This window comes from Streptomyces sp. NPDC087845 (assembly GCF_044742755.1).
Taxonomy (GTDB): domain Bacteria; phylum Actinomycetota; class Actinomycetes; order Streptomycetales; family Streptomycetaceae; genus Streptomyces.
The window spans coordinates 132,699-153,694 of record NZ_JBIUVC010000011.1 but is presented as its reverse complement, the minus strand read 5'-3'; the positions used below and the strand labels follow the sequence as shown (position 1 = coordinate 153,694).

The following is a 20,996-nucleotide window of genomic DNA, read 5'->3' as shown; positions in this document are numbered from 1 at the left end:
GTGGAGGTGGCCGGGGCGGATGCGGCCGGCCCGCCCGAGGTGGTGTTCGTCGAGCGGTCGAGGCTCGTCGAGGGAGTCCGGGCGTACGGGCTGATCGCGGCGATGTGGCTGCGGTCGACGATGGCGTACCGCGCCTCGTTCGCGATGACGGCGTTCGGGAACTTCGCGGTGACGGCCTTCGACTTCGTCGCGATCCTGCTGATGTTCTCGCACGTGGACGCGCTGGGCGGTTACACACTGCCCGAGATCGCCCTGCTCTACGGGGCCTCCGGTACCGCGTTCGGTCTCGCCGACCTGGTGATGGGGTCGATGGACCGGCTGGGGCGGCGGGTGCGCGACGGCACGCTGGACACGCTGCTGGTGCGGCCGGTGCCGGTGCTCGCCCAGGTCGCGGCGGACCGGTTCGCGCTGCGCAGGCTGGGGCGCATCACCCAGGGCGCGCTGGTCCTCGGGTACGCGCTGGTGGTGCTGGACATCGGGTGGACACCGCTGAAGGTGGCGATGATCCCGCTGATGCTGCTGAGCGGGGCGGCGGTCTTCGCGGCGGTGTTCGTGGCCGGGGCGGCGTTCCAGTTCGTCGCGCAGGACGCCTCCGAGGTGCAGAACTCCTTCACGTACGGAGGGAACACGCTGCTCCAGTACCCGCCGTCGATCTTCGCGAAGGACCTGGTGCGCGGGGTGACGTTCGTGGTGCCGCTGGCCTTCGTGAACTGGCTGCCCGCGCTGTACGTGCTGGGCCGGGACTATCCGCTGGACCTGCCGGACTGGGTGGCGTTCCTGCCCCCGGTGGTGGCGGGCCTGTGCTGGCTGCTCGCGGGCCTGGCCTGGCGCTCGGGACTGCGGGCGTACCGCAGCACGGGCAGTTGACGAAGACACCGAGCAGGGCAAGGCAAGCGAGAAGAGCAGGGCAGGGGCACCGGAGATGAACACCGAAACCGAAACCGACACCGACGCTGACGCCGAGACCGGCGCCGAGACCGGCACCGGCACCAACACCGGCACCAACGCCGAAACCAACACCGGAACCGGCGCTGGAACCAACACCGGAACCGACACCGGCTTCATCGAGCTCGACAACGTCGAAAAGGTCTTCGACGTGCGCCGCAAGACCGGCTTCATGCGCGGTGAACGCCGCCAGGTCCGGGCGGTCGACTCCATCAGCTTCCGCGTCGCGCGCGGCGAGATGGTCGGCTACATCGGTCCCAACGGGGCTGGGAAGTCGACCACGATCAAGATGCTGACCGGCATCCTCACCCCGAGCGGCGGACGGCTGCGGGTGGCGGGCATCGACCCTTCCAGGGAGCGTACGAGGCTGGCGCACCGGATCGGTGTGGTGTTCGGCCAGCGCACCACGCTCTGGTGGGACCTGCCGCTGCGCGACTCGTACCGGCTGATGCACCGGATGTACCGGATTCCCGACGCCCGCTACCGCGAGAATCTGGACCGTTGCGTCGAACTCCTCGACCTGGGCGAGCTGTTGGACGTGCCCGTACGGCAGCTGTCGTTGGGGCAGCGGATGCGCGGGGACATCGCGGCGGCGCTGCTGCACGATCCCGAGGTGCTGTACCTGGACGAGCCGACGATCGGCCTGGACGTCGTGTCCAAGGCCAAGGTCCGGGGCTTCCTGCGGGACCTGAACGCCGACAGTGGTACAACCGTGCTGCTCACCACCCATGACCTGACGGACATCGAGCAGCTCTGCAAGCGCGTGATGGTGATCGACCACGGCCGTCTGATGTACGACGGGGCGCTCGCCGGACTGCACGAGGTGGGCGAGAGCGAGCGGACACTGGTGGTCGATCTGGAGCGTCAACTCCCGCCGATCCGGCTGGAGTCGGCGCCCTCGGTGCGTACGGTCAAGGTGGAGGGTCCGCGGCAGTGGCTGGCCTTCCCGGCCTCGGAGTCGGCCGCGCCGCTGGTGGCCCGGATCGCCGCGGACTACCCGCTGGTCGATCTGTCGGTCCGGGAGCCGGACATCGAGGCCGTGATCGCGAAGATGTACGCGTCGGCCGGCGACAGGTAGGCGCAGCGGATCGGTGACGTGAGCGTACGCGTTCAATAGGCTGGACGGTATGACAAGTGATCTCCCGGACATGCGCGCTTCCGATGCCGAGCGCGAGCGAATCGCCGAGACCCTGCGTGAGGCGGTGGCCGAGGGCCGGCTGGAGATGGAGGAGTTCGAGCAGCGGCTCGAAATGACCTACAAGGCGCGTACGCACGGGGAGTTGGAACCACTCGTCCGCGACCTTCCGGCGCCGGGCACGGTGGGGGCCCCGTTGAGCGGGGCCCCGGTGAGCCCGGCGACCGGTTCGGCGGCGCGCTGGGCGGACCGGATCGGCAAGCCCGCCACATCGGGCGGTGCGTTCGCGATGTGGGGCGGTTTCGGGCGCCGGGGCAACTGGACGGTGGGCCGGAAGTTCACCGCGTTCGCGATGTGGGGCGGCGGTGAGATCGACCTGCGCGAGGCCAACTTCGAGGACCGCGAGGTGGTCATCCGCTGCATCACGATCATGGGCGGCATTCAGGTGACGGTCCCGCCGGAGCTGAATGTGGAGGTCAGGGGCATCGGCTTCATGGGCGGCTTCGGCGAGCGCGCGAAGGACGAGGGGGTTCCGTCCCCCGAATCCCCGCGGGTGCGGGTCACCGGGTTCGCGCTGATGGGCGGCGTCGGTGTGGAGCACAAGCGCAGCAAGGCGGAGAAGCGGCGGCTGAAGGAGGCCGAGCGGGCCCGGGAGCTGGACCGGGAGCGCGGGCGGGGCAGGCTGGAGAAAGGCGAGGGACGGCTCGACTAGGGCGGGTCCGGCGGGAAGAGGGTGAGGGGCGGTTCGACTTGGGCCGGTCAGGCGGGAGAAGGGCGACGGGCGGTTCGACTGGGGCCGGTCCGGCGGGACGGGCCCCCGGCGCTCCCCTCCCTGCCGCTCCGGCTCTGTCCCTACCAGGCGGGGCGCGGATCCTGACGCTCCGTGAACAGGTCCGTGCGTTCGGCGTCGGGCCCGCCCGCCAGCCAGAGGAACCCCGGGCTCGGCGCGAACTCATCGGTCGTCGGCGCCGCCGCGTGGTAGCGCCGGGTGTCCGGCAGCTGCACCTCGGTCAGGGCACCGTCCCGCATCATCCACAGGCCGAAGACGTCGTCGTCCTCGTCGTGGATCAGCACCTGCACCTTCCGGGGGTCGGGCCACGGGAGCGACTCCAGATGCCGCAGCAGTCCGTTGCGCTGCCCCACACGGTAGAACTCGATGACCCAGCCGCCCGCGAACAGGTCGAGCGACCGGAACTCGCCCCGCCAGCTGCGTGTCTCGTCGGGCCGGGTCAGGGGTTCCATGACGTCGTCGGCGTACAACGCCAGCACGATGACCTGTGCGTATCTGCTCATGCCGGAGTATGGCGGCACACCGGACGGGAGCGGCAACCGGATTTTCCGGTGCCGGGGCGTCAGAGCTGGTCGGAGACGGGCTGCCGGTGCCGCAGGGCCGGCAGGTCCACCAGCGAGCCCAGCCGCCGGTAGCCCGTGTCGTTCAGGTGGAGGTGGTCGCCGCAGTCGTAGGCGGGCAGCAGCCGATCCGGGCGGTACGGGTCGCGGGCCGCCTCGTCGAAGTCGATGAACGAGTCGAAGACGCCGCCCGCCCGGATCAGCTCGTTGACCCGTTCCCGGACGGCGTTCTGCGCGGGTGTCCAGGTGCGGAACCCCTCGTACGGCATCAGTGTCGCCCCGACGACCCGCAGTCCGCGGGCGTGGGCGCGCCGGGTCAGGGAGTGCAGGGCGTCCGTGATGCGCTGCGGGTCGGTCTCCTGCGGGACCTGCTGCACGTCGTTGATGCCGAGCGCGATGACGACCGTCTTCACCCCGGCGACGTCCAGTACGTCGCGGTCGAAGCGGGCGCTCGCCCGTACGCCGCGGCCGTCGCGCAGGATGCGGTTGCCCGCGATGCCGGCGTTGACCACTCCGTACCGGCCGCCCAGCCGGTCGGCGAGCACGTCGGGCCAGCGGCTGTTCGCGTCGAGGGTGGAGCCGGTGCCCGCGGTGAGCGAGTCGCCGATCACGGCGATCGTCCCGGCGGCGGAGGTGTTGTGTACGTCGACGGCGGTGAGGTAGCGCCAGTCGGTGGTGCGCCGGGTGCCCCGTTCGTCCTCCACGTACGACGTCTGGTGGGCGCCCGGGTGGAGGGTGACGGGGCCCTCGGCGGTGGGGGTGCGCAGGGTGACGACGAGATCGGCGTCCGCGGCGACCGGGACGAGGACCGGGTCGCTGACGACCCGCCCGCCCGCGGCGACGGTCACGGTGTCCGCGCCCCGGAACGTCACGGGGCGGGTGTTCACCGTGGCGTGGTCCACGACCAGCGGGTGCGTACCGAAGACGTTGGAGAGGGTGATGCGGGCCGCGTCGCCGCCGATGCTGGTGTGCACGACGTTACGGATGGTGCGCGGGGCCGGATCGCCGCCGCGGTGCGTCTCCCTCACCCCGGCGGTGGGGGCCGCCGTCCAGGTGCCGAACCAGCGGCCGGCGGAGTGGGCCGGTGCGGCGGGCGTGCGGGCCACGGACCGCGGGTCGGGTGCGACGATCTGCCGCGACCGGGCGCCGGTGCCGGCGAACAGCAGGGAACCGGCGAACGCCACACCGGTGGCGAGCGCGGCGGTGCCCGCCACGAGGGCGATGAGCAGGGCGTACCCCTGGCGCCTGGGCATGGGCGGTGTTTCTCCTCGATCGGTCGGGCTGATCCCATGATGGGGCAGGGTGTCGGGAACTCGGCGTGCGGCCCGGGAGTAGGTCAGGCAGGGACAATGCGTACGGGACACCGGGGGCGATGCGTACGCGGACGGGTGGAGCGGATGGAACGGATCGATCGGACCGGACCCGGGGAACAGGGTGCGGGGCAGCAGAAGCGTGTCCGGGAGCGGGCGGCGGGCGCGGCCCGTCCCGCGCCCGACGGGCGCCCGGCCCCCCTCGCCGCGTTCGCGTACACCGCGGCCGACGAGGAGAAGCGGCGTGGCGTACGCAGGATGAAGACCACGGCCACGGGCCTCCTCCTGCTGGTCGCGCTCGTGTACGTCCTCGCCACCTGGGCGAAGAGCGCGGGTGTGGGCGGCTGGCCGGGCTTCGTCGCCGCGGCCGCCGAGGCGGGGATGGTGGGTGCGCTGGCCGACTGGTTCGCCGTCACGGCGCTGTTCAAGCGTCCGCTCGGCCTGCCGATCCCGCACACGGCCATCATCCCCACCAAGAAGGACCAGCTCGGAGCCTCGCTGGGTTCCTTCGTCGGCGAGAATTTCCTCTCCGGCGATGTCGTGCGGAGCCGCATACACGCCCTCAACATCGGCGGCCGGCTCGGGGGCTGGCTGGCCGCGCCGGAGCATGCCGACCGGGTCACCGCCGAGCTGTCGACCGCGCTGCGCGGTGCGCTGGCGGTGCTGCGGGATTCCGATGTGCAGGCCGTGGTGGGTGAGGCGATCACCCGGCGGGCCAACGCGGCGGAGATCGCTCCCGGCCTCGGCAAGATGCTGGAGAAGATCGTCGCCGACGGCGGCCACCGCAGGGTGGTGGACCTGATCTGTGTGCGCGCCCACGACTGGCTGGTGCTGCACGGCGATTCGGTGATGGACGCCGTGCAGGGCGGGGCGCCGGGCTGGACGCCGCGGTTCGTCGACAAGCGGGTGGGGGAGCGGGTCTACAAGGAGCTTCTGCGCTTCGTCACGGAGATGCGGGACATGCCGGGGCACCCGGCGCGCGCGTCGATCGACACCTTCCTGACGGACTTCGCGTCCGACCTCCAGACGGATGCGGACACCCGGGCGCGGGTGGAGCGGCTGAAGTCGGAGATCCTGGGGCGCGGAGAGGTCCAGGACGTCATCGCGTCGGCGTGGTCGTCCGTACGCACGATGGTCATCGCGGCGGCGGACGACGAGCAGAGCGAGCTGCGGCTGCGGGCACGGGCGTCGTTGCTGACGTTCGGCGCGCGGCTGGCGACGGACGGGCGGATGCAGGCCAAGCTGGAGGGCTGGCTGGAGGACGCGGCGGTCTACGTCGTCACGACGTACCGCGCGGAGATCACCTCGCTGATCAGCGACACCGTCGCGAGCTGGGACGCGGACCAGACGTCGAAGAAGATCGAGGCGCACATCGGCCGCGACCTGCAGTTCATCCGGATCAACGGCACGGTGGTGGGTGCGCTGGCGGGGCTGCTGATCTACACCGTGTCGTGGGCGCTGGGGGCGTAGGGACCGGTTTCGCGGAGAGGGCTCCGGGTGCGTGCCCGTCCTGTCGTACGGGACGCACCCGGTCCCCGCGGGGGAGGGCCGTGATCGTGATGTCGCGTTTCGCGCTCGGCTGAGAACCCACCCGGTCCCTGCGGGGGAGCGCTCCCGCATACGTACGGGGTCCCGGCCGGGTTCAACCCGTCCGGCGGGTCGTCACCGGCAGTGCGTGGTCGATCCGGGGCAGCACGCGGTCGATCCGAGACAGCACGTGATTGGTCCGGGGCAGCGCGCGGTCGATCCGATTCGCGTGATCCGATTCGCGCGGTCGACCCGATTCAGGCGGCCCGGCGGGTGACCGCCCACGACGCGGCGGCCACGCCGCCCGCGACGGCGAACACGGCGGGCCAGGCGCCGACCTTCTTGGCCAGCGGGTGCGAACCGGCGAACGCGGCGACATACGCGGTGGTCAGCCCGACGGCCGCGCGCGGTCCGGCCTGCCGGTTCCACTCGTACGCGGCGACGCTGCCCGCTGCGGCGAGGGCGACCCCGCCCAGCGGCCGCTTCTTGGTCCACCGTGCGACGGCGTAACCGCCGACCAGCCCGCTCGCCGCCACCGCCGCTGCCGGAACCTTCGCCATCGCAGCCACCTTCGCCTTCTTGTCCGTGTCGTCCGGGACGGGAGCCCGGGGCTTCGAGGCTAACGCGAGGCCCGCAGTTCCTGTCGCCGAGGGGGTGCACGAGCGTTTACTCTGAGGGGTGAACGGACGTGCACCCCCTGGTTCGTGTCCGAACGCCCCTGCGCCGCCCCTGCCGCCGAGCACCGTACGGAGAGCCATGCCCGCGGACATACCCGCCCTGGACCACGCCACGGCCGAGGCCCCACACCCCCGCTTCGCCGTCGGCGTGCTCGCCTTCTGCGGTGTCGTGGTCGCGGTCATGCAGACGATCGTCGTACCGCTGCTCCCGCACATCCCCGCCCTGACCGGCGCCACCCCGGCCGCCGCCAGCTGGCTGGTCACCGTCACCCTGCTCACCGGCGCCGTGTTCACGCCGGTTCTCGGCCGGGTCGGTGACATGTACGGCAAGCGGCGGGTGCTTGTCGCCTCGCTCGTGGTGCTGGTGGCGGGCTCGGTCCTGTGCGCGATCAGCTCCCACATCGGCGTACTGATCACCGGCCGTGCCCTGCAGGGTGCGGCGCTCGCCGTCGTCCCGCTGGGCATCAGCATCCTGCGCGACGAACTCCCGCCCGAGCGGGTGCTGTCCGCCGTGGCGCTGATGAGCTCGACGCTCGGCATCGGCGCGGCGGTCGGGCTGCCGGTCGCGGCGCTCGTCGTCGAGAACTTCGACTGGCACACGATGTTCTGGGTCTCGGGGGTGATCGGTGTCGTCGACATCGTGCTGGTGCTGTGGTGCGTACCCGAGTCCCCGCTCCGCACCCGCGGCCGTTTCGACGCCGTCGGTGCGCTGGGGCTGTCCGGGGCCCTGGTCTGCCTGCTCCTCGCGGTCACCCAGGGCGCGGACTGGGGCTGGACCTCGGCCCGTACGACCGGGCTGCTGGGGGCCGCCGTGCTGGTGGCGCTGGGCTGGGGCGCCTACGAACTCCGCGTCCCGACGCCCATGGTCGACCTGCGGGTCTCGGCCCGCCCGGCCGTCCTGCTCACCAACGTCGCCGCGCTGCTGATCGGCTTCGCCTTCTACGCGAACTCCCTGGTCACCGCGCAGATGGTGCAGGAACCGAAGGCGACCGGCTACGGGCTCGGCGCCTCGCTCGTCGTCAGTGGGCTGTGTCTGCTGCCGGGCGGCGTGATGATGGTGGCGCTCTCGCCGGTCTCGGCACGGATCTCCGCGAAGTACGGTCCGAAGGTGAGTCTGGCGGTGGCGGCGGGCGTGATCGCGGCCGGATACGTGGTGCGCTACTTCACCAGCCACACCCTCTGGTTGATCATCGCGGGTGCGACGGTCGTCGCCTCGGGCACCGCCATCGCGTATTCGGCGCTGCCCGCGCTGGTCATGCGCGGCGTCCCGGTCAGCGAGACGGGTGCGGCCAACGGCCTCAACACCTTGATGCGGTCGATCGGCCAGGCCTTCTGCAGCGCGACGGTGGCCGCGGTCCTCGCCAACATCACGTTCGTGGCGGGTGGCCGGACGGCCCCCACACTCCACGCCTACCAGGTCGTCTTCCTGATCGCGGCGGGCGCGGCGCTCGCGGCCCTGCTGGTCACGCTGTGCCTGCCGCCCGGCCGTACGCACACGGGGGCGGGTACGGTCGAAGGGAGCCGCAACGCCCCGGTCGACCGGAAGGGCGGCGTGCGGACGATGCCGGTCCGGGAGGTCCGGGAGACCCAGGAGGGCGCATGATCAGCGGCCAGGCCACCGTACCGGCCCCGGCTCCGGCCCCCGGACCGACCGCCGTTGCGGCGGCGTCCGGACCGGCTCAGGGACCGACCGCCGTAGCTGCGGAGTCCGGACCGGTCCCGGGACCCACCGCCGGCGATCCGGCGCCGGAGCCGACCACGGCCGGCGATTCCGGATCGGGCCGGGACGCGATCCTGCGCGCCGCCCGCCGGGCGTTCACACAGCGTCCGTACGCCGATGTGACCATCAGGGGCATAGCGGCCGACGCCGGAGTGAGTCCGTCCCTGGTCGTCAAGCACTTCGGCCGCAAGGAAGAACTCTTCAACACCGTCGCCGACTTCGGCCCGGCCGCCGCGGAACTCTTCGACGCACCGCTCGACGCGCTGGGCCGCCACATGGTGGTGACGCTGGTGCGCCGCCGCCGGGAACTGCAGACGGACCCCCTGCTGCGGGTCGTCTTCTCGCTCGGCAACCGTGACGAACGCTCCCTGCTGCGTGATCGCTTCCACGAACAGGTCACCGACGCCCTGGCCGCCCGCCTCCCCGGCCCCGAACCCGCCCTGCGCGCCGAACTCGTCGCCGGACACCTGCTCGGCCTCGGCGCGACCCTCAGCCTCCACCGCGACGGCGCCGGCGCGGAGGCCACCCCCGAACACATCGCGGACCTGTACGCGCCCGCACTCCAGACCCTGATCACGGGGTGAGGCAGCGCCGGCGCCCGGCCGGGGATATATGGTCTGGGCCATCCGGACGAGGGGGGCCTCATGTCTATCCGTACCGACGCACGCGGCGCCGCGACCACCGTGGTCGCGACCGCGGTTCTCGGGGCGTTCCTGGTGGGCTGCACCGGCGCCACCACATCGCAGGGGCCGGGTGACGGAGTCCCTTACGTGGCACCCTCCGTGAACGCGTCGGCCGCGGCCAAGGCGGCCGACGCCGCCGCTGCGGCGCAGAGCGCCTCGGACGAGGCGAGCGCGGCAGCGGAGGCGGACGCGGCGGCCGAGGCCGCCCGGAACAGGCCGGAGGCCGTACGCGACGCCTTCGCGGGCCTCCAGGCCACGCTGAACGACAACTGCACCCCGGGATCGGCGAACTGCGCCTACTTCCTGGGCCGGGTCAACGACGAACTGGCGCGCCTGGACAAGGCGATGAGGGCGGACGCCCAGGGTGCGGGCCACTTCAAGGAACCGCTGGCCCGGATCAGCGCCCTGCGCAAGACGCTGAACGGTGACACCGCCACGGCCAACCTGGAGAAGCACCGCTCCGACCTGCTCGGCACCCGCGACCGCGTCAACACCTGGATGCAGGGCCACCCGGAGGACTACCGCTGACGCCCGGCCCGGACGTCAGGCGGTCTTGGTCCCGCAGCCTGGTCCCGCAGCCCCGGTCCAGCAATCCCGCAGTCCCGGAAGCCCGGAAGCCCGGCAGCGGTCACGGGTGGTAGAGCGCCCGGCACCGGACCAGGTCGACGGCTGCGCCCTCATGCGATGCGCCCTCATCCGCCGCCTGGTTGCCCGCCCTGCCCTTGCCCGCCCCGTCGCCGTCCGCCCCGCCCTCGTCCGCACACAGGTCCACGCGCAGGAAATACTCCGCCTGCCACTCCTGCGTACGGTCCGCCTGGCGATTGGCCGTCGTCACCCACGGCGGATAGACGCGGAAGGCGCGCTTCCCGCCGGTGCCGTTCCGCGACACGATGCCCCGCTCGCAGAGCACGTCCCGCGGAAACACGAACTGCCCGAAACGGCCGGCGTCACGGCTGCTGATGACGAAGAGATCGACGGGGTCCTCGGAGTCGTAGGGCTGAATCGGCCCTTCGGCCGACCGCTTCCACACCGTCACGAACTGGCCGACCTTCGTCGGGGTCGTCCTGGCCACCCGGAACCTGACGGCGGAGCCGTCCACGGTGAACACATGCGCCCCGTAGTCGGCGCTCTCCGGCTCGGGCACCGGCCGGGTGCAAGTGAACCCGCTCGGGTCGTACACCAGCGCCTTCGCCGCGAGGAGGTCGGCGTGCAGCGGCCCGCCGCTCGTCCAGGAGCCGGGCCGCGGCTCCGGTTCAGGCGTACAAGATGTCATTCGCCCCATTCTGTCATCGTGCTGACTGGGCGGGCCGACCGGACGGGGGCGACTCCGACGGGGACAGGGCACGACGGCCGAGCGCACCTACCCCCGGTCGATCTCCGCGGCCCGCTCCGTCAGCAGCCCGAGCACGTGGCCGAGCCGCTCGCGGGCGTCCGGATCGGTGATGACACCGTCCGCGTCGACCGCGTTCCGGTCCACGGCGATCCGTACACAGGCCGGTTCCACGATGTCCGCACCCGTGTAGCCGAGTACCGTCCGCAACGTGGCCTCCGCGCCCTGGCCGCGGCCGGGGGCGGCGGCGTTGACCCACGCGGTCGGCTTGTCGCAGATCTCGGTGCCGCCGACCGTCCAGTCCAGCAGGTTCTTGAACGCCCCCGGCAGGGTCCCCGCGTACTCCGGCGTACACACCAGAACGGCGTCCGCCTCGTCGATCGCCGTACGCAGCGCGGCCACCGGCTCCGGCAGCGGATCGGCGTCGTCATCGGGATTGAAGTGGGGGAGCGCCGCGAGGCCGTCGTAGAGAACGGTCCGTACGCCCGTGGGCGCCACCGTCCGCGCGGTGCGCAGCACCGTCTCGTTGGAGGAACCGCTGCGCAGGCTTCCGGAAAGCAAAAGGATCGCATGGGGGACGGGCATGTCCGGTGAACCGGGAACGGCCGGCAACGATTCCCGTGACGAACGACACCGCCCCGGCGCGAGAGCGGCGCGGCTCGTACCGGGGCGGGGCGGGGCGGGCGGGTCGGGGAGGAGAGGCGTCAGCTGAAGACGACGGAGCGGAGCTTCAGCCGGCTGGAGGCGTGGCCACCGTACGGCCGGAGGGAGAAGTGGTCGCCTTCGCAGTCGACGCCGGTGAAGACGGTGGCGGTCGCGTCGGTGTGGTTCCACGGGGTGTGGGCGGGGCTCGACGAATGGGGGTCGGCGACCTCGGGCAGGGTGAGGCACACCCTGCTCGGCGGGTCGAACAGGATACCGATTCGCGGAGAACCGTTGAGACCGCTGTACGTGTAGCTGAAGTCGCCGGAGGCTGCGCCGGCCGAGGTCGGCACGGCCACGATGAGCGCGAGCGCGCCGAAGGCGGCAGCCACGGTGGAACGAAGACGCATGAAAGGCACTCCTTGCCCGGGAAAAAAATCAGAACCGGCCCAAGTCTGTGCCGCTGACCTGCGGTTACTGCCACATGCGGGGATTCTTCACCCGGACGGGAGCTGCTGAATCGGTTCTGCCGACGGCCATGTGGGCCATGTGCCCCGCTCGGCGAATCGACCGTGGTGACCGCTGCCCGTGCGCACGGACGCCCGGCGCGGCGTGCGCGCGACGCGGTGAACGTCCGCACGGGCACGGCTCAGGTGCGTCACCAGCCTTCGAGTTCGTCCGGCCGGAAGCCCAGCATGACGGAGCAGGTCCAGAAGAGCAGGACGAGGGCCCCGCTCCCGATCTGCCCGATGAGGTGGAAGACGTCCGTGCCCGGCCGGGGACCGAGAGCCGGGTGAACCTTGCGCTGCGGGTCGACGGTGATGAGATACCGCCCCCCGACCTCCAACCGCGTGTTCAGGGTGGAGAGCTCCCGCTGGCGCAGGTTCTCCGGGTAGGAGACGGCGTAGCTGTACGTCGTGCCGGCGCCGTCCGGGTCGGTGACGCTGGAAGTCTCCTTCTGTATCACGCCGTACACCTCCCGGCCCCGGTCGTGCAGGGCGTTGGACGAGAGGGACTCCATGTGTAGGGCACAGAAGAACATGGCCGCGATCGCCGCCAGCAGACCGAGCGAGTACCCGGTACCGGTGCCCATCCGCGTGAGGGCCACGGCGCAGCCCACGGCGATGCCGCTCACCGGCAACAGCAGCACCTCGAACGTGCTCTGCGAGGTGTAGAGGGTTTGGCCGAGGAGGGCGAGCAGCCACAGTGTTACCACTCCGGCGACAGGGCCGAGCACGATCCCCGCGCACAGCCGACCGCTCGGAACTCTCACTCCACGACGCGGCATTGACGACCCCCTGACGAAGCTGATCCGGTTTCCCACGGACTCCCACGGACTCCCACGGACTCCCACGGACTCCTATGGACTCACGGCTCTCGCCGGAGGTCCAGGGTTTATGGATCTCCTCGCACCGGCGGTTGCTCACGGCCGGGGGCCGCGATCGGCCGCGATACGACCGTGCGCACCATGGGGGCCGCCGATGTCACCGGTGTCCCCGGTGAGACCGGGGACGCAGGTGGCACAGCGCGGTCATAGAGTGGCGCCGTGATGACCCGGATGATTGTGCTCAACGGTGGTTCCAGCTCGGGGAAGTCCGGGATCGCCCGGTGCCTTCAGGCGGTCCTGCCGGATCCCTGGCTGACCTTCGGGGTCGACACGCTGATCGAGGCGATGCCCGCGCCCATGCGGGAGTCGGACGCGGGCATCGCATTCGCGCCGGACGGTGAAGTGGTCGTCGGCCCCGAGTTCCGCACGCTGGAGACGGCATGGATCGAGGGAGTCGCCGCGATGGCCCGTGCGGGGGCCAGGGTCGTCGTCGACGAGGTCTTCCTCGGCGGAGCGGAGTCCCAGCAGCGTTGGCAGCGGGCGCTCGGCGGACTGCGGGTGTTGTGGGTCGGTGTCCGGTGCGAGAGCGCGGTTGCCGAGGCCCGTGAGGTCGCGCGCGGCGATCGGATCACGGGGATGGCGGCGGCGCAGGCGGACCTGGTCCACCGGGGTGTGTTCTACGACCTGGAGGTGGACACGACGCGGAGCGAGTCCATGGAGTGTGCGCGGAGCATCGCCGACCGTGTGAAGTGATCCGCCGGGGCACGCCCCACGGGCGCGCAGCGCCCGGCGCCCTCTCCCGGCCACAACGCCCACCACACGCGCGGCACCCATCCGGTGCACCCGCTGCCCGTACCCAGCACGTTTACCCGGCGCGCCCGTCACCCGTACCCAGCACGCACCCAGCACGCACCCACTGCACGCACCCCGCACGCCCCCCCACCGCACACGCGGAACTACGCGTCCCCGAGTTCGAGCTCAGCGACGACCTGGTCCCCGCTCATCTCCCCGGTCGACCGGAACCCGAGCCTGGAATAGAACCCCTCGGGTCCGTGCGCCCCGGGAACGTACGTCACGGTCGCACGCGTCTGCCCGCGCCGCCGAATCTCCTCGCACACCGCTTCCACCGCGAACTTGCCGTATCCCCGCCCCTGTTGGCCGGCGGCGATGTTCAGTCGCCAGAGCCCGGAGCGCGGCTTGTCATCCGGCTCGTCCGGATGGAAACGGATGTCGAAGAAGGCCATGACGAAGCCGACGAGCTGCTCACCGTCGAAGACCAGCCGGGGCCAGGCGAGCTCGGGTGTCGCGTACGCCTGAGCCAGCGACCAGGCGACCGGCTTCACGAGCCCTTCCTGGTCGGGCGTATTTTCAGCTGGCAGGCGGCCTCGACGTTCTCCGATGTGATCTCTTCGAGGCGCAGCGATGAAGACATGCGGGCAACCTACAGACGGACCGGGACGGCAATCCACCGGGATCAGCCACCGGCGCCGGATTCGGAAGCGGCATCACCCGCCCCCGTCGCGGTCCCAGGACCGCAACGGGGGCGGGTGACGAACGCTCGTGGTGCCGCCTTGTGCCGCCTTGCGGGAGGCGTCAGTTGGCGGGTGCCTGGTAGAGGCCCCGGCCGGCGCGGTGGGCCCGCGACGTGGCGACGAGCCGGTCGAGCGTGCTGCGCACGGTGTTGATGCTGTTGGGGGTGAGCTCACGCCCCAGCGCCTTCGTGACCTCACGGGCACGGACGGGGGTGTCGCCGAACGTCGCCAGCACCTTCACAGCCATCTCGGTGAGGCTGCCACTGTCGTCGACAGCCGGCGCGGCGGGCGTTGCCTTCTTCGGAGCCGTGGCCTTCGCGGGCTTGGCGGCCTTGGCCGGTGCGACGGCCTTCTTGCCCTTCGCGGCGGCGGCCTTCTTCGCGGGCTCGGCGGACTTCACCGACTTGGCGGCGGTGGCCTTCTTGGCCTGGCCGCGCTCGCTCTTCGGCTTGGCGGCCGCCTGCTTGCGGCCCTTGGGGGCGGACGCCTTCCGGGCGGTGCGGCGTGCGGGAGCGGCCGTCGCGGGCTCCTGCGGGGCCTCAGCCGCCTCCTGCGGGCTCTCCACCGCTTCCTGCGGGACCTCTGCCTGGGTGGCGGAGTCGATGGAGTCCTGAGCCTGCTGCGGAATCCTGGGAGCGGTGACGCTCTCGGCCTCGGCCTTGACGCCCTCCGCCTTGCCTTCCTGGGCCTTGTCCTCCACCGCACCCGTGTTCGAGGAGGGGACGGGGGAAGTGGACAGGGTGCGCAGGGCCGTCAGAGCGGTCCGCACCGACTCCAGGCGCTCGGTGACGGTCGCGAGCTCCTTCTCCAGTGCTTGCTGGTGCTGCTCCAGACGCGGAAGTTCCGCCTGCAGTACGGCAGTTGTGGCATCGATGGTGCCGAGTGTGTTGGTCTCGGAGGTCATGTTGTCGCCCTTCTCTCCCGGCCGACCGTTGGTGACCGATGTGTTGCAGCGTAAGGGGCGTTGTGTTGTGGCCGGAAATCGACGCCTCGATACGAGCGGCCGGAAAGCACTTCCGCACCGACGGCCAGTCTCCAGAAACATCCCGCCGCGTGCCCCGGAGACCGGCTGCGAGACACTCGTTCGGCCGCATGCGCTTCGTACGCTGCACCGGCGAGCGACCACTCCGGGTTCCGGGCGGACGCGGGGTGCGTGGAGTGGAGCGCGTCCCCGGAGCCGCCCCGGAGCCCGCCCCGACGCACGCCCGACGCACGCTGGACGGGCTCCCGGGACGGGCTCCGGACCCCTGCTGTCAGTCGCCGCTGTTCACACCGGCGCCGCTGTTCACACCGGCGCCGCTGTTCACGTCGGCGTCGCGCGAGGCGGCCTCCATCATGCGTGCCGTGGTGTCGGCGCCGTCCAGGGCCTCGCGGATGATGTCCGCGTGCCCGCTGTGGTGCGCGATCTCGCGGAAGACATGCAGCAGTACGTGCCGTACGCTCCACGTGATCGGCTCCGGTGGCGACCACGGATACTGCGGGAGCGTCACGAGACGCCCGAGGTCGGGCTCCTGCCGTACCGCGCGGTCGAATTCCGCGGCGGCCGCGTGGAAGGCGTCGAGCAGCCCGGTCAGAGTCTCGCCTTCGGTCATCCGGTTGCCGTCGGGGTCCAGATCGGCCTGGCCGACCGCGACCGGCGCCGTACCGTCGACCACCGCGAGCCACGTCCGCTGCACATCGCCGAGATGCTTGACCAGACCGCCGAGCGTCAACTCGCTGACGGTGGTGGTGAGACCGGCCTGCTCGTCACTGATGCCCTCGACGGTGTAGAGGAGGTTGCCGCGCTGATCGGCGACGATCGCGAGGAGATCCTCACGTTCCCCGGCCTGCGCGTCGATGTCGGTACTCGTCGTTCCCATGGGCCGTTTCCCTTCCTGTCGGCTCCCGGCTCCCGGCCTTCGGTGCCGGGTGCGGTGTCTCAGGAGGTGGGTACCACGAAGCCCTTGACTCGAACGGCGGCGAGCCGGGCGGCGGTATCTACCATGCGTCGGCGACTACCATGCGCCGGCGACTACCGAGCGTCGGCAACTGCCGGGCCGCTGTCGGTGGGGCCGCCTTGGGGCGGTGGCGTATCCCGATGGGCAGGAGCCACCCCGGTGTGCGGCCGTTCCGGAACGGAGTCGCCGAGGTGATCCTGAACGCGGAGGGCAGCTCCTACAGCGGCCCCTGGGTGCTGATCGACGCCGAAGGCCGGTCGGTCGGCGGAGGGGACACAGGGCGCGTACGGGTGCGGTCCAGACTCTGCCGCAGTGCCATGGCGAGCAGCGCGGCGACCGCGAATCCGGCTCCGGCCCAGGCGAGTTGACGGGCGCCGTACGCGGCCAGGACCCAGCCGCCGACCGCGGTTCCGATGGTGATGCCGAGGTTCGAGAACGAGATGAAGAGGCTGTTGCCGAACTCGGGTGCGTCGACGGCGTCCCTCCCCAGCCAGCTCTGGCTCACGATGAGCCCGCCGGAGTGCACGGCACCCCAGATCAGTACGGCCGGAACCATCGGCGCGAACAACGGGCCGACGGCGTACAGGAGCACGTAGACGAGCAGACACAGAACGGGGTAGGCGATCACCGTACGAATCAGGTTGCGCCGCAACAGCCCGCCGAAGACGAAGTTTCCGAGGATCATCACGATTCCGAAGGCCATCAGCATGGCGCTGACCCAGGTGCCGTCCATGTGCGTGACCTGGCCCAGGTATTCGGCGAAGTAGCCGTAGACCGAGAACATCGCCGCGAAGACAAGGACGATCGATGCGATGGTCAGCCACATCCGGGACTGCTTGAGAACGCTCAACTGGGCGCCGTAGGAGACCCGTTGGCCGACGGGCATGGGCGGGACGAACCGCAGGATGCCGAGGAAGGCGATCAGGTTGACGAGCGCGCCGAACCAGAACGCCGACGGCAGGGACACGTGCTCGGCGAGGTACGAGGTCAGCGGCACGCCGAAGGCGAAACCGACGGTGACTCCGCCGAACACGGTGGTCGTGGCCCGGGTCGCGTCCTCGGCCGGCACCATCCGCGCGGCGGTCGCGAGCGCGACGGCGAAGAACACCGGATGGAAGAGGGCAGGGACGACGCGGAAGGCGAGCATCACCTCGTACTGCGTGGTGAGCGCGTAGACGGCGTTGGATACGGCGAACACCGCGATGGCGGCGGCGAGCACCTTCTTGCGGTCGATGCCGGAGGCGAGCAGCGTCGTGAACGGTCCGGTCACCGCGATGACCAGGGCAAACGCCCCGACGAGCCACCCGGCCGCAGATGGTGAGACGCCGAGTTCGGCCGAGACCCGGGGGAGCACACCGACCATGCCCATCTCGGTGGTGATGATCCCGAACACGCCGAGGGCGAGTACCAGGACGGTGAGGGCGGACTTTCGCATCGCGGCCTTTCATCAAATCTAGAAAAGTAGATATATTGAGTTGTGGGAGAGGTCGAGGGGATGGGGCTGCGGCGGTCGGGCGCGGGGTGCGTGACGGTCGGGCGCGGGCCCTACAGCTCGTCGCGGACGTGCGCGGCGAACTCAGCGATCACCGGCTCGTTGCGCCGGTAGTACGTCCACTTGCCGATGCGTTCCGAGGTGAGCAGCCCCGCGTCCTTCAGGGTCTGCAGGTACCCGGACACCACCGACTGTGCCAGTCCGGCATGCTTCTGGATGTCGCCGACGCACACCCCGATGTGGAATCCGAGCCCCTGTTGCCGGTAGGAGTCCTCGTCGAAGTGCTTCTCCGGCTCCCTCAGCCACTGCATGAACTGGAGGCGTGCGGGGTTGGCGAGTGCCTTGTGTACGGCCAGGGGGTCCACTGCTCTTCACCTCTCCACGCGACTCATGGGAACGCATCTAGCTTTCCCGATATGTAGGGGTGAGTCAAATCGCTGAAATCGGTCAGGGTGCCGTTCCCCGTCGTTGTGCGGGACCGATGGGGCGGCCGATGCGTGCTCCCCGTGACGCAGGTGGTCAAAGGCGTACGGGTGGGGTGGTGTACGCGGAGCGGTGGGGCCCGGCCGCCTTCACTGCGGCCGGGCCCGAAAAGGTCAGCGGTGACGTGCGGGCTGGGTGCGGCGTTTGAGGGTGCGCCGATAGTCCTGGAACCGGGCCTTGGCTATCGCTGAGCGGTCGCCGTTGCGGAGCACGATGCCTTCGGGCTGGCCGCCCGCGCCCTCGTCCAGGGCCACGTGGGTCGCCGGCAGGTGGTCTGCGAGGAACGCCTGCATCTCGGCGATGCCGGTCGGCAGGTCGTCCGCGCCCACGGTGGCGAGTCGTGGGACGAGCTCGATGTCCTGGGCCTTGGCGGACAGGGTCAACGCGTCTTCGTCGAGGAACCGCTGCCCGCCGTCCTCACGCCAGCTGGAGATCCGTGCCCGTGGCCACTCCAGGATGTCGAGCGGGACGTCGGCTGCGTCGAAGAGGCGGTAGCCGACGGCCCGGCTGCCGGTGTACTCGCGGCTGGCCGCGGTGACCTTGCCGCCGTACACCTCCAGGTACAGGATCCGGATCCCACTGGTGGGCGGAGTGAGGCGGTCGGCGAGGGGGCGCAGCGCGTCGGCGATACCGAGGGCGGGGTTCCCGATCAGGTCACCGCGGGCGTAGAGAAGCTCCTCGCGGCTGCCGATGACGTAGTCACCGCTGGGAAAGCTGACGATCCGGCCGTTGGTGCCGTCGACCTTCTCGGTGAGGTACACGTCGCCGGTGAACGCGACGGTCTCCTCGATGAGGCCGCCGTTCTTCGGATCGAGCGTGTGGTAGGTGGGGATCGACGGGTACTTGGTCGCCGTGTTGAGGGCGGCGAGGTCGATGGCGCGGATCATGCTGTGCGTTCCTTCCTGATCCAGTTGGGTGTTGAAAGCGGGGCCGGCCGGCATGGCCGTGTTCGCATCGTCGTACGACAGCGGCGTTCATCGCGGTGCATCGTGCGGGGCCGGCTCAGGTCGAGAAGGGTGGCGGCAAGCCAGGCGTTTCGCCGAACAGCCAGTCCAGGTCGGTGAGTTGGGGCATGCCGCAGGTCTCGACGTCGTGGCCGCGGGCGACGGTGAAGGCGTGCGCAGCGAGCATGTACGGCAGCGCGGTGTTCGAGCAATCCGTTTTGTTCTCGACGCCTGCACGCGAGACGCGGGCTCGGGGGCGCGGCGTCGACGCGAAGTCCCATTCGCATGGCGGGAGATGAGAAAGATGCGGTACGGTGACGAAATCATCACGCTCTGTGTCTCTCTGTGTGCACAGAGCGGCCCCCGACGGTGCGCCAACACCGACCGAGGGCCTACACCACCAGTGGAAGAAAGGTCCACCGGAAATGCTGCGTCATGTTATCGCGCCGTCCGCGCGCTATACGAAGGCATCGCACGATGTCGTACGTCATCAACGTCTGAGCAGTGACGCGAAGATCCTGCTCCTGTACGTCCAGGGCCTTCCCGACGATGCGGCGTACAAGCCGTTGAGCGAGCTCGCCCGCAGGCTGGGCATCAAGGGCCGCGCGTACCAGAAGGCCAAGGAACAGCTGGTCGAGCACGGGTACGTGCACGAGTGGCGGAGCCAGGGCGAGGGTGGCCGCTGGCTCACCGAGCAACTGGTCGCGAACAACCCCCTGAGGAGTGAGCAGGTACGCCACCTGCGAGGCACCCCGCCCCCGTCCCGGCCACCGAGTACGCACTTCCCGGCGGTCGGTGAACCGGCTCCCCGGACGGCCGGTGGCTATGAACCGGTAGAAGACCACAGTGATAAAACCACTCCCCACCCACCCCCCGAAGCCAAGCCCACGCCCGACCCCAACCCCGCACCGCCACCCGAACCGACCCCCGAGCCAACACCCGACCCCAACCCCGCACCGACCCCCGCACCACCACCCGCACCGACCCCCGCGGGGCAGTCCGCACCGACATCCGCGGGTCTGTCCACACCAACACCCGAACCGACCCCACCCCCACCGCCCTCGACGGCGAACTCCGCCCAACTCGCCCGCGCGGAACGGGTCCTGCTCTCCCTGCGCCACTCCCGCCGCGAACTCCACCTGGGCCTGCGCGAAGCCCGCGCACTCGCCGTGGAAGCCGTCAAATGGCTGGAACGCGGCCTGAGCGAATCCGACCTGCGCCACGCCCTGCTCGCTGAACGCCCCGACAACGGCGTGCGCTCAGCAGTCGGCTTCCTGCGCTACCGCCTCATCCAGAAACTCCCCGAACCCGCCATCCAACCCCAACCCCAACCCCGCGAACGCCCACCCCTCCCCGAACTCATCGAATGCACAGGCCCCGGCGACCCCCACGTCTTCCGCCCCATGTACGGCGAAACCGAATGCCCCCGATGCCGCTACGCCGCCACCCCGGAACCCGAACACATCACCTGGCGCGAACGCGTCGCCAGAATCCACGGCACCCCCACCCCCCTGCCGGCTGGGAAGTGAGCTCATGTGGTCGGCCTGCGGCAACGGCACGGGCACTGCGAAGTCTCGACCTCAACGCGCGGCCGCCCGGATCGGACCACGAGCTGCCCTTGCCGAGGATGGGAAACGTGGCAACGCGACAGCGCGGCAGCGGACCGGCCGCGTTGGATACTCAGCCACGAGGGGCCCCTGACGTGCCGGTCGAGGACCCCTCGCGGGTGCTGCCCGGGTTCAGCTCGGCTGGTCTCCGGTGTAGCGGTAGATCGCGCCATCGGAGTTGACGTGCCAGACGGTGCCGTCGGCGGCGACGCCGATGTCCACTGCGCGGCCGGGGATGCCGATCCAGGGGTTGGTGTCGTGGCCGGTGTACCGGTAGATCTGGTCCAGGGAGTTCACACCCCACACGTGGGTCCTGGACCCGGCCGAGATGCGGGTGAGGCCGCCGGAGACGGGG

At 70.7% G+C, this 20,996-nt stretch carries 23 protein-coding genes and 1 pseudogene; 9 read left to right on the top strand and 15 right to left on the bottom strand.

Annotated elements, in window-relative coordinates:
* Nucleotides 1-6: 6 nt before the first annotated feature.
* From ACIOMQ_RS27315 to ACIOMQ_RS27305, 3 genes are all read left to right on the top strand, one after another.
* On the top strand, nucleotides 7-867 hold the full coding sequence (locus ACIOMQ_RS27315) for an ABC transporter permease (protein ID WP_389799703.1): 861 nt from the start codon (nucleotides 7-9) through the stop codon (nucleotides 865-867).
* A 55-nt stretch (nucleotides 868-922) separates the two neighbouring features.
* On the top strand, nucleotides 923-2,023 hold the full coding sequence (locus tag ACIOMQ_RS27310; RefSeq protein WP_402190776.1) for an ATP-binding cassette domain-containing protein: 1,101 nt from the start codon (nucleotides 923-925) through the stop codon (nucleotides 2,021-2,023).
* A 70-nt stretch (nucleotides 2,024-2,093) separates the two neighbouring features.
* The gene (locus ACIOMQ_RS27305; RefSeq protein ID WP_362205418.1) at nucleotides 2,094-2,792 is read left to right on the top strand and encodes a DUF1707 domain-containing protein; all 699 of its coding nucleotides are present in this window, start codon (nucleotides 2,094-2,096) and stop codon (nucleotides 2,790-2,792) included.
* A 140-nt stretch (nucleotides 2,793-2,932) separates the two neighbouring features.
* On the opposite strand, the gene ACIOMQ_RS27300 is transcribed toward ACIOMQ_RS27305, so the two are convergent.
* Both ACIOMQ_RS27300 and ACIOMQ_RS27295 read right to left on the bottom strand, forming a co-directional pair.
* Nucleotides 2,933-3,373: a hypothetical protein gene (locus ACIOMQ_RS27300; RefSeq protein ID WP_401988032.1), complete on the bottom strand. Its 441-nt coding sequence runs from the start codon at nucleotides 3,371-3,373 to the stop codon at nucleotides 2,933-2,935.
* A gap of 59 nt (nucleotides 3,374-3,432) precedes the next feature.
* Nucleotides 3,433-4,683 carry a GDSL-type esterase/lipase family protein gene (locus ACIOMQ_RS27295; RefSeq protein ID WP_402190774.1) on the bottom strand — a complete coding sequence of 417 codons (1,251 nt, stop codon included), beginning with the start codon at nucleotides 4,681-4,683 and terminating at the stop codon, nucleotides 3,433-3,435.
* Nucleotides 4,684-4,827: 144 nt separating this feature from the next.
* Here ACIOMQ_RS27295 and ACIOMQ_RS27290 point away from each other — a divergent pair, with 144 nt between their 5' ends.
* Nucleotides 4,828-6,210, top strand: coding sequence for a DUF445 domain-containing protein (locus tag ACIOMQ_RS27290; RefSeq protein WP_401756896.1), 1,383 nt, complete (start codon nucleotides 4,828-4,830; stop codon nucleotides 6,208-6,210).
* 314 nt (nucleotides 6,211-6,524) lie between these two features.
* Here the strand turns inward: ACIOMQ_RS27290 and ACIOMQ_RS27285 are convergent, their stop codons facing one another.
* The gene (locus ACIOMQ_RS27285) at nucleotides 6,525-6,827 is read right to left on the bottom strand and encodes a hypothetical protein (RefSeq protein WP_327274997.1); all 303 of its coding nucleotides are present in this window, start codon (nucleotides 6,825-6,827) and stop codon (nucleotides 6,525-6,527) included.
* A 196-nt stretch (nucleotides 6,828-7,023) separates the two neighbouring features.
* Here ACIOMQ_RS27285 and ACIOMQ_RS27280 point away from each other — a divergent pair, with 196 nt between their 5' ends.
* From ACIOMQ_RS27280 to ACIOMQ_RS27270, 3 genes are read left to right on the top strand one after another with little or no spacing between them, the layout of a single operon-like run.
* Nucleotides 7,024-8,547 carry an MFS transporter gene (locus ACIOMQ_RS27280; RefSeq protein WP_401941282.1) on the top strand — a complete coding sequence of 508 codons (1,524 nt, stop codon included), beginning with the start codon at nucleotides 7,024-7,026 and terminating at the stop codon, nucleotides 8,545-8,547.
* The gene (locus tag ACIOMQ_RS27275; protein WP_401988024.1) at nucleotides 8,544-9,248 is read left to right on the top strand and encodes a TetR family transcriptional regulator; all 705 of its coding nucleotides are present in this window, start codon (nucleotides 8,544-8,546) and stop codon (nucleotides 9,246-9,248) included. Before ACIOMQ_RS27280 ends, ACIOMQ_RS27275 begins: the two co-directional genes overlap by 4 nt.
* Before the next feature lie 60 nt (nucleotides 9,249-9,308).
* A complete protein-coding gene (locus tag ACIOMQ_RS27270; RefSeq protein WP_402190771.1) occupies nucleotides 9,309-9,875 on the top strand; it encodes a hypothetical protein in 567 nt (188 codons plus the stop codon).
* 100 nt (nucleotides 9,876-9,975) lie between these two features.
* Here the strand turns inward: ACIOMQ_RS27270 and ACIOMQ_RS27265 are convergent, their stop codons facing one another.
* From ACIOMQ_RS27265 to ACIOMQ_RS27250, 4 genes are all read right to left on the bottom strand, one after another.
* Nucleotides 9,976-10,620, bottom strand: coding sequence for a MepB family protein (locus ACIOMQ_RS27265; protein WP_401941273.1), 645 nt, complete (start codon nucleotides 10,618-10,620; stop codon nucleotides 9,976-9,978).
* Between the two features lie 87 nt (nucleotides 10,621-10,707).
* Nucleotides 10,708-11,262: an NADPH-dependent FMN reductase gene (locus ACIOMQ_RS27260; RefSeq protein ID WP_402190768.1), complete on the bottom strand. Its 555-nt coding sequence runs from the start codon at nucleotides 11,260-11,262 to the stop codon at nucleotides 10,708-10,710.
* 119 nt (nucleotides 11,263-11,381) lie between these two features.
* Nucleotides 11,382-11,729, bottom strand: coding sequence for a hypothetical protein (locus ACIOMQ_RS27255; protein WP_362205153.1), 348 nt, complete (start codon nucleotides 11,727-11,729; stop codon nucleotides 11,382-11,384).
* Between the two features lie 248 nt (nucleotides 11,730-11,977).
* Nucleotides 11,978-12,592, bottom strand: a complete 615-nt coding sequence (locus ACIOMQ_RS27250; RefSeq protein WP_362205150.1) for a hypothetical protein — start codon at nucleotides 12,590-12,592, stop codon at nucleotides 11,978-11,980.
* Between the two features lie 285 nt (nucleotides 12,593-12,877).
* On the opposite strand from ACIOMQ_RS27250, the gene cpt reads away from it, so the two are divergent.
* A complete protein-coding gene (cpt, locus tag ACIOMQ_RS27245; protein ID WP_401988100.1) occupies nucleotides 12,878-13,399 on the top strand; it encodes a chloramphenicol phosphotransferase CPT in 522 nt (173 codons plus the stop codon).
* A 203-nt stretch (nucleotides 13,400-13,602) separates the two neighbouring features.
* Here cpt and ACIOMQ_RS27240 read toward each other — a convergent pair.
* The 7 genes and pseudogenes from ACIOMQ_RS27240 to ACIOMQ_RS27210 all read right to left on the bottom strand — a co-directional run bounded on the left by ACIOMQ_RS27240 (nucleotide 13,603) and on the right by ACIOMQ_RS27210 (nucleotide 19,221).
* Nucleotides 13,603-14,078 (bottom strand): annotated as a pseudogene (locus tag ACIOMQ_RS27240) (GNAT family N-acetyltransferase).
* 161 nt (nucleotides 14,079-14,239) lie between these two features.
* A complete protein-coding gene (locus ACIOMQ_RS27235) occupies nucleotides 14,240-15,082 on the bottom strand; it encodes a hypothetical protein (RefSeq protein WP_401941269.1) in 843 nt (280 codons plus the stop codon).
* A gap of 349 nt (nucleotides 15,083-15,431) precedes the next feature.
* Nucleotides 15,432-16,037 carry a DinB family protein gene (locus ACIOMQ_RS27230; RefSeq protein WP_401941266.1) on the bottom strand — a complete coding sequence of 202 codons (606 nt, stop codon included), beginning with the start codon at nucleotides 16,035-16,037 and terminating at the stop codon, nucleotides 15,432-15,434.
* Between the two features lie 295 nt (nucleotides 16,038-16,332).
* Nucleotides 16,333-17,550 carry an MFS transporter gene (locus tag ACIOMQ_RS27225; RefSeq protein WP_402190766.1) on the bottom strand — a complete coding sequence of 406 codons (1,218 nt, stop codon included), beginning with the start codon at nucleotides 17,548-17,550 and terminating at the stop codon, nucleotides 16,333-16,335.
* A 110-nt stretch (nucleotides 17,551-17,660) separates the two neighbouring features.
* Nucleotides 17,661-17,972: a metalloregulator ArsR/SmtB family transcription factor gene (locus ACIOMQ_RS27220; protein ID WP_362205135.1), complete on the bottom strand. Its 312-nt coding sequence runs from the start codon at nucleotides 17,970-17,972 to the stop codon at nucleotides 17,661-17,663.
* 231 nt (nucleotides 17,973-18,203) lie between these two features.
* Complete coding sequence (locus ACIOMQ_RS27215) at nucleotides 18,204-18,977, bottom strand: RNA ligase family protein (protein WP_401268310.1); 774 nt, start codon at nucleotides 18,975-18,977, stop codon at nucleotides 18,204-18,206.
* Nucleotides 18,978-19,092: 115 nt separating this feature from the next.
* On the bottom strand, nucleotides 19,093-19,221 hold the full coding sequence (locus ACIOMQ_RS27210) for a hypothetical protein (RefSeq protein ID WP_402190764.1): 129 nt from the start codon (nucleotides 19,219-19,221) through the stop codon (nucleotides 19,093-19,095).
* A 238-nt stretch (nucleotides 19,222-19,459) separates the two neighbouring features.
* On the opposite strand from ACIOMQ_RS27210, the gene ACIOMQ_RS27205 reads away from it, so the two are divergent.
* The gene (locus ACIOMQ_RS27205) at nucleotides 19,460-20,563 is read left to right on the top strand and encodes a hypothetical protein (RefSeq protein ID WP_402190761.1); all 1,104 of its coding nucleotides are present in this window, start codon (nucleotides 19,460-19,462) and stop codon (nucleotides 20,561-20,563) included.
* Between the two features lie 210 nt (nucleotides 20,564-20,773).
* On the opposite strand, the gene ACIOMQ_RS27200 is transcribed toward ACIOMQ_RS27205, so the two are convergent.
* Nucleotides 20,774-20,996 (bottom strand): tectonin domain-containing protein (locus ACIOMQ_RS27200; protein WP_402190758.1); only part of this gene is annotated, 223 nt, incomplete at its 5' end.

What these genes read in the sequence shown, in the direction of transcription:
- ACIOMQ_RS27255 (WP_362205153.1), bottom strand. Translation starts at nt 11,729, where the DNA reads ATGCGTCTTCGTTCCACCGTGGCTGCCGCCTTCGGCGCGCTCGCGCTC.
- ACIOMQ_RS27265 (WP_401941273.1), bottom strand. Translation starts at nt 10,620, where the DNA reads ATGACATCTTGTACGCCTGAACCGGAGCCGCGGCCCGGCTCCTGGACG.
- ACIOMQ_RS27280 (WP_401941282.1), top strand. Translation starts at nt 7,024, where the DNA reads ATGCCCGCGGACATACCCGCCCTGGACCACGCCACGGCCGAGGCCCCA.
- ACIOMQ_RS27285 (WP_327274997.1), bottom strand. Translation starts at nt 6,827, where the DNA reads ATGGCGAAGGTTCCGGCAGCGGCGGTGGCGGCGAGCGGGCTGGTCGGC.
- ACIOMQ_RS27205 (WP_402190761.1), top strand. Translation starts at nt 19,460, where the DNA reads ATGCTGCGTCATGTTATCGCGCCGTCCGCGCGCTATACGAAGGCATCG.
- ACIOMQ_RS27225 (WP_402190766.1), bottom strand. Translation starts at nt 17,550, where the DNA reads ATGCGAAAGTCCGCCCTCACCGTCCTGGTACTCGCCCTCGGCGTGTTC.
- ACIOMQ_RS27210 (WP_402190764.1), bottom strand. Translation starts at nt 19,221, where the DNA reads ATGCTCGCTGCGCACGCCTTCACCGTCGCCCGCGGCCACGACGTCGAG.
- cpt (WP_401988100.1), top strand. Translation starts at nt 12,878, where the DNA reads ATGATTGTGCTCAACGGTGGTTCCAGCTCGGGGAAGTCCGGGATCGCC.
- ACIOMQ_RS27235 (WP_401941269.1), bottom strand. Translation starts at nt 15,082, where the DNA reads ATGACCTCCGAGACCAACACACTCGGCACCATCGATGCCACAACTGCC.
- ACIOMQ_RS27290 (WP_401756896.1), top strand. Translation starts at nt 4,828, where the DNA reads ATGGAACGGATCGATCGGACCGGACCCGGGGAACAGGGTGCGGGGCAG.
- ACIOMQ_RS27270 (WP_402190771.1), top strand. Translation starts at nt 9,309, where the DNA reads ATGTCTATCCGTACCGACGCACGCGGCGCCGCGACCACCGTGGTCGCG.
- ACIOMQ_RS27300 (WP_401988032.1), bottom strand. Translation starts at nt 3,373, where the DNA reads ATGAGCAGATACGCACAGGTCATCGTGCTGGCGTTGTACGCCGACGAC.
- ACIOMQ_RS27230 (WP_401941266.1), bottom strand. Translation starts at nt 16,037, where the DNA reads ATGGGAACGACGAGTACCGACATCGACGCGCAGGCCGGGGAACGTGAG.
- ACIOMQ_RS27305 (WP_362205418.1), top strand. Translation starts at nt 2,094, where the DNA reads ATGCGCGCTTCCGATGCCGAGCGCGAGCGAATCGCCGAGACCCTGCGT.
- ACIOMQ_RS27215 (WP_401268310.1), bottom strand. Translation starts at nt 18,977, where the DNA reads ATGATCCGCGCCATCGACCTCGCCGCCCTCAACACGGCGACCAAGTAC.
- ACIOMQ_RS27310 (WP_402190776.1), top strand. Translation starts at nt 923, where the DNA reads ATGAACACCGAAACCGAAACCGACACCGACGCTGACGCCGAGACCGGC.
- ACIOMQ_RS27260 (WP_402190768.1), bottom strand. Translation starts at nt 11,262, where the DNA reads ATGCCCGTCCCCCATGCGATCCTTTTGCTTTCCGGAAGCCTGCGCAGC.
- ACIOMQ_RS27275 (WP_401988024.1), top strand. Translation starts at nt 8,544, where the DNA reads ATGATCAGCGGCCAGGCCACCGTACCGGCCCCGGCTCCGGCCCCCGGA.
- ACIOMQ_RS27295 (WP_402190774.1), bottom strand. Translation starts at nt 4,683, where the DNA reads ATGCCCAGGCGCCAGGGGTACGCCCTGCTCATCGCCCTCGTGGCGGGC.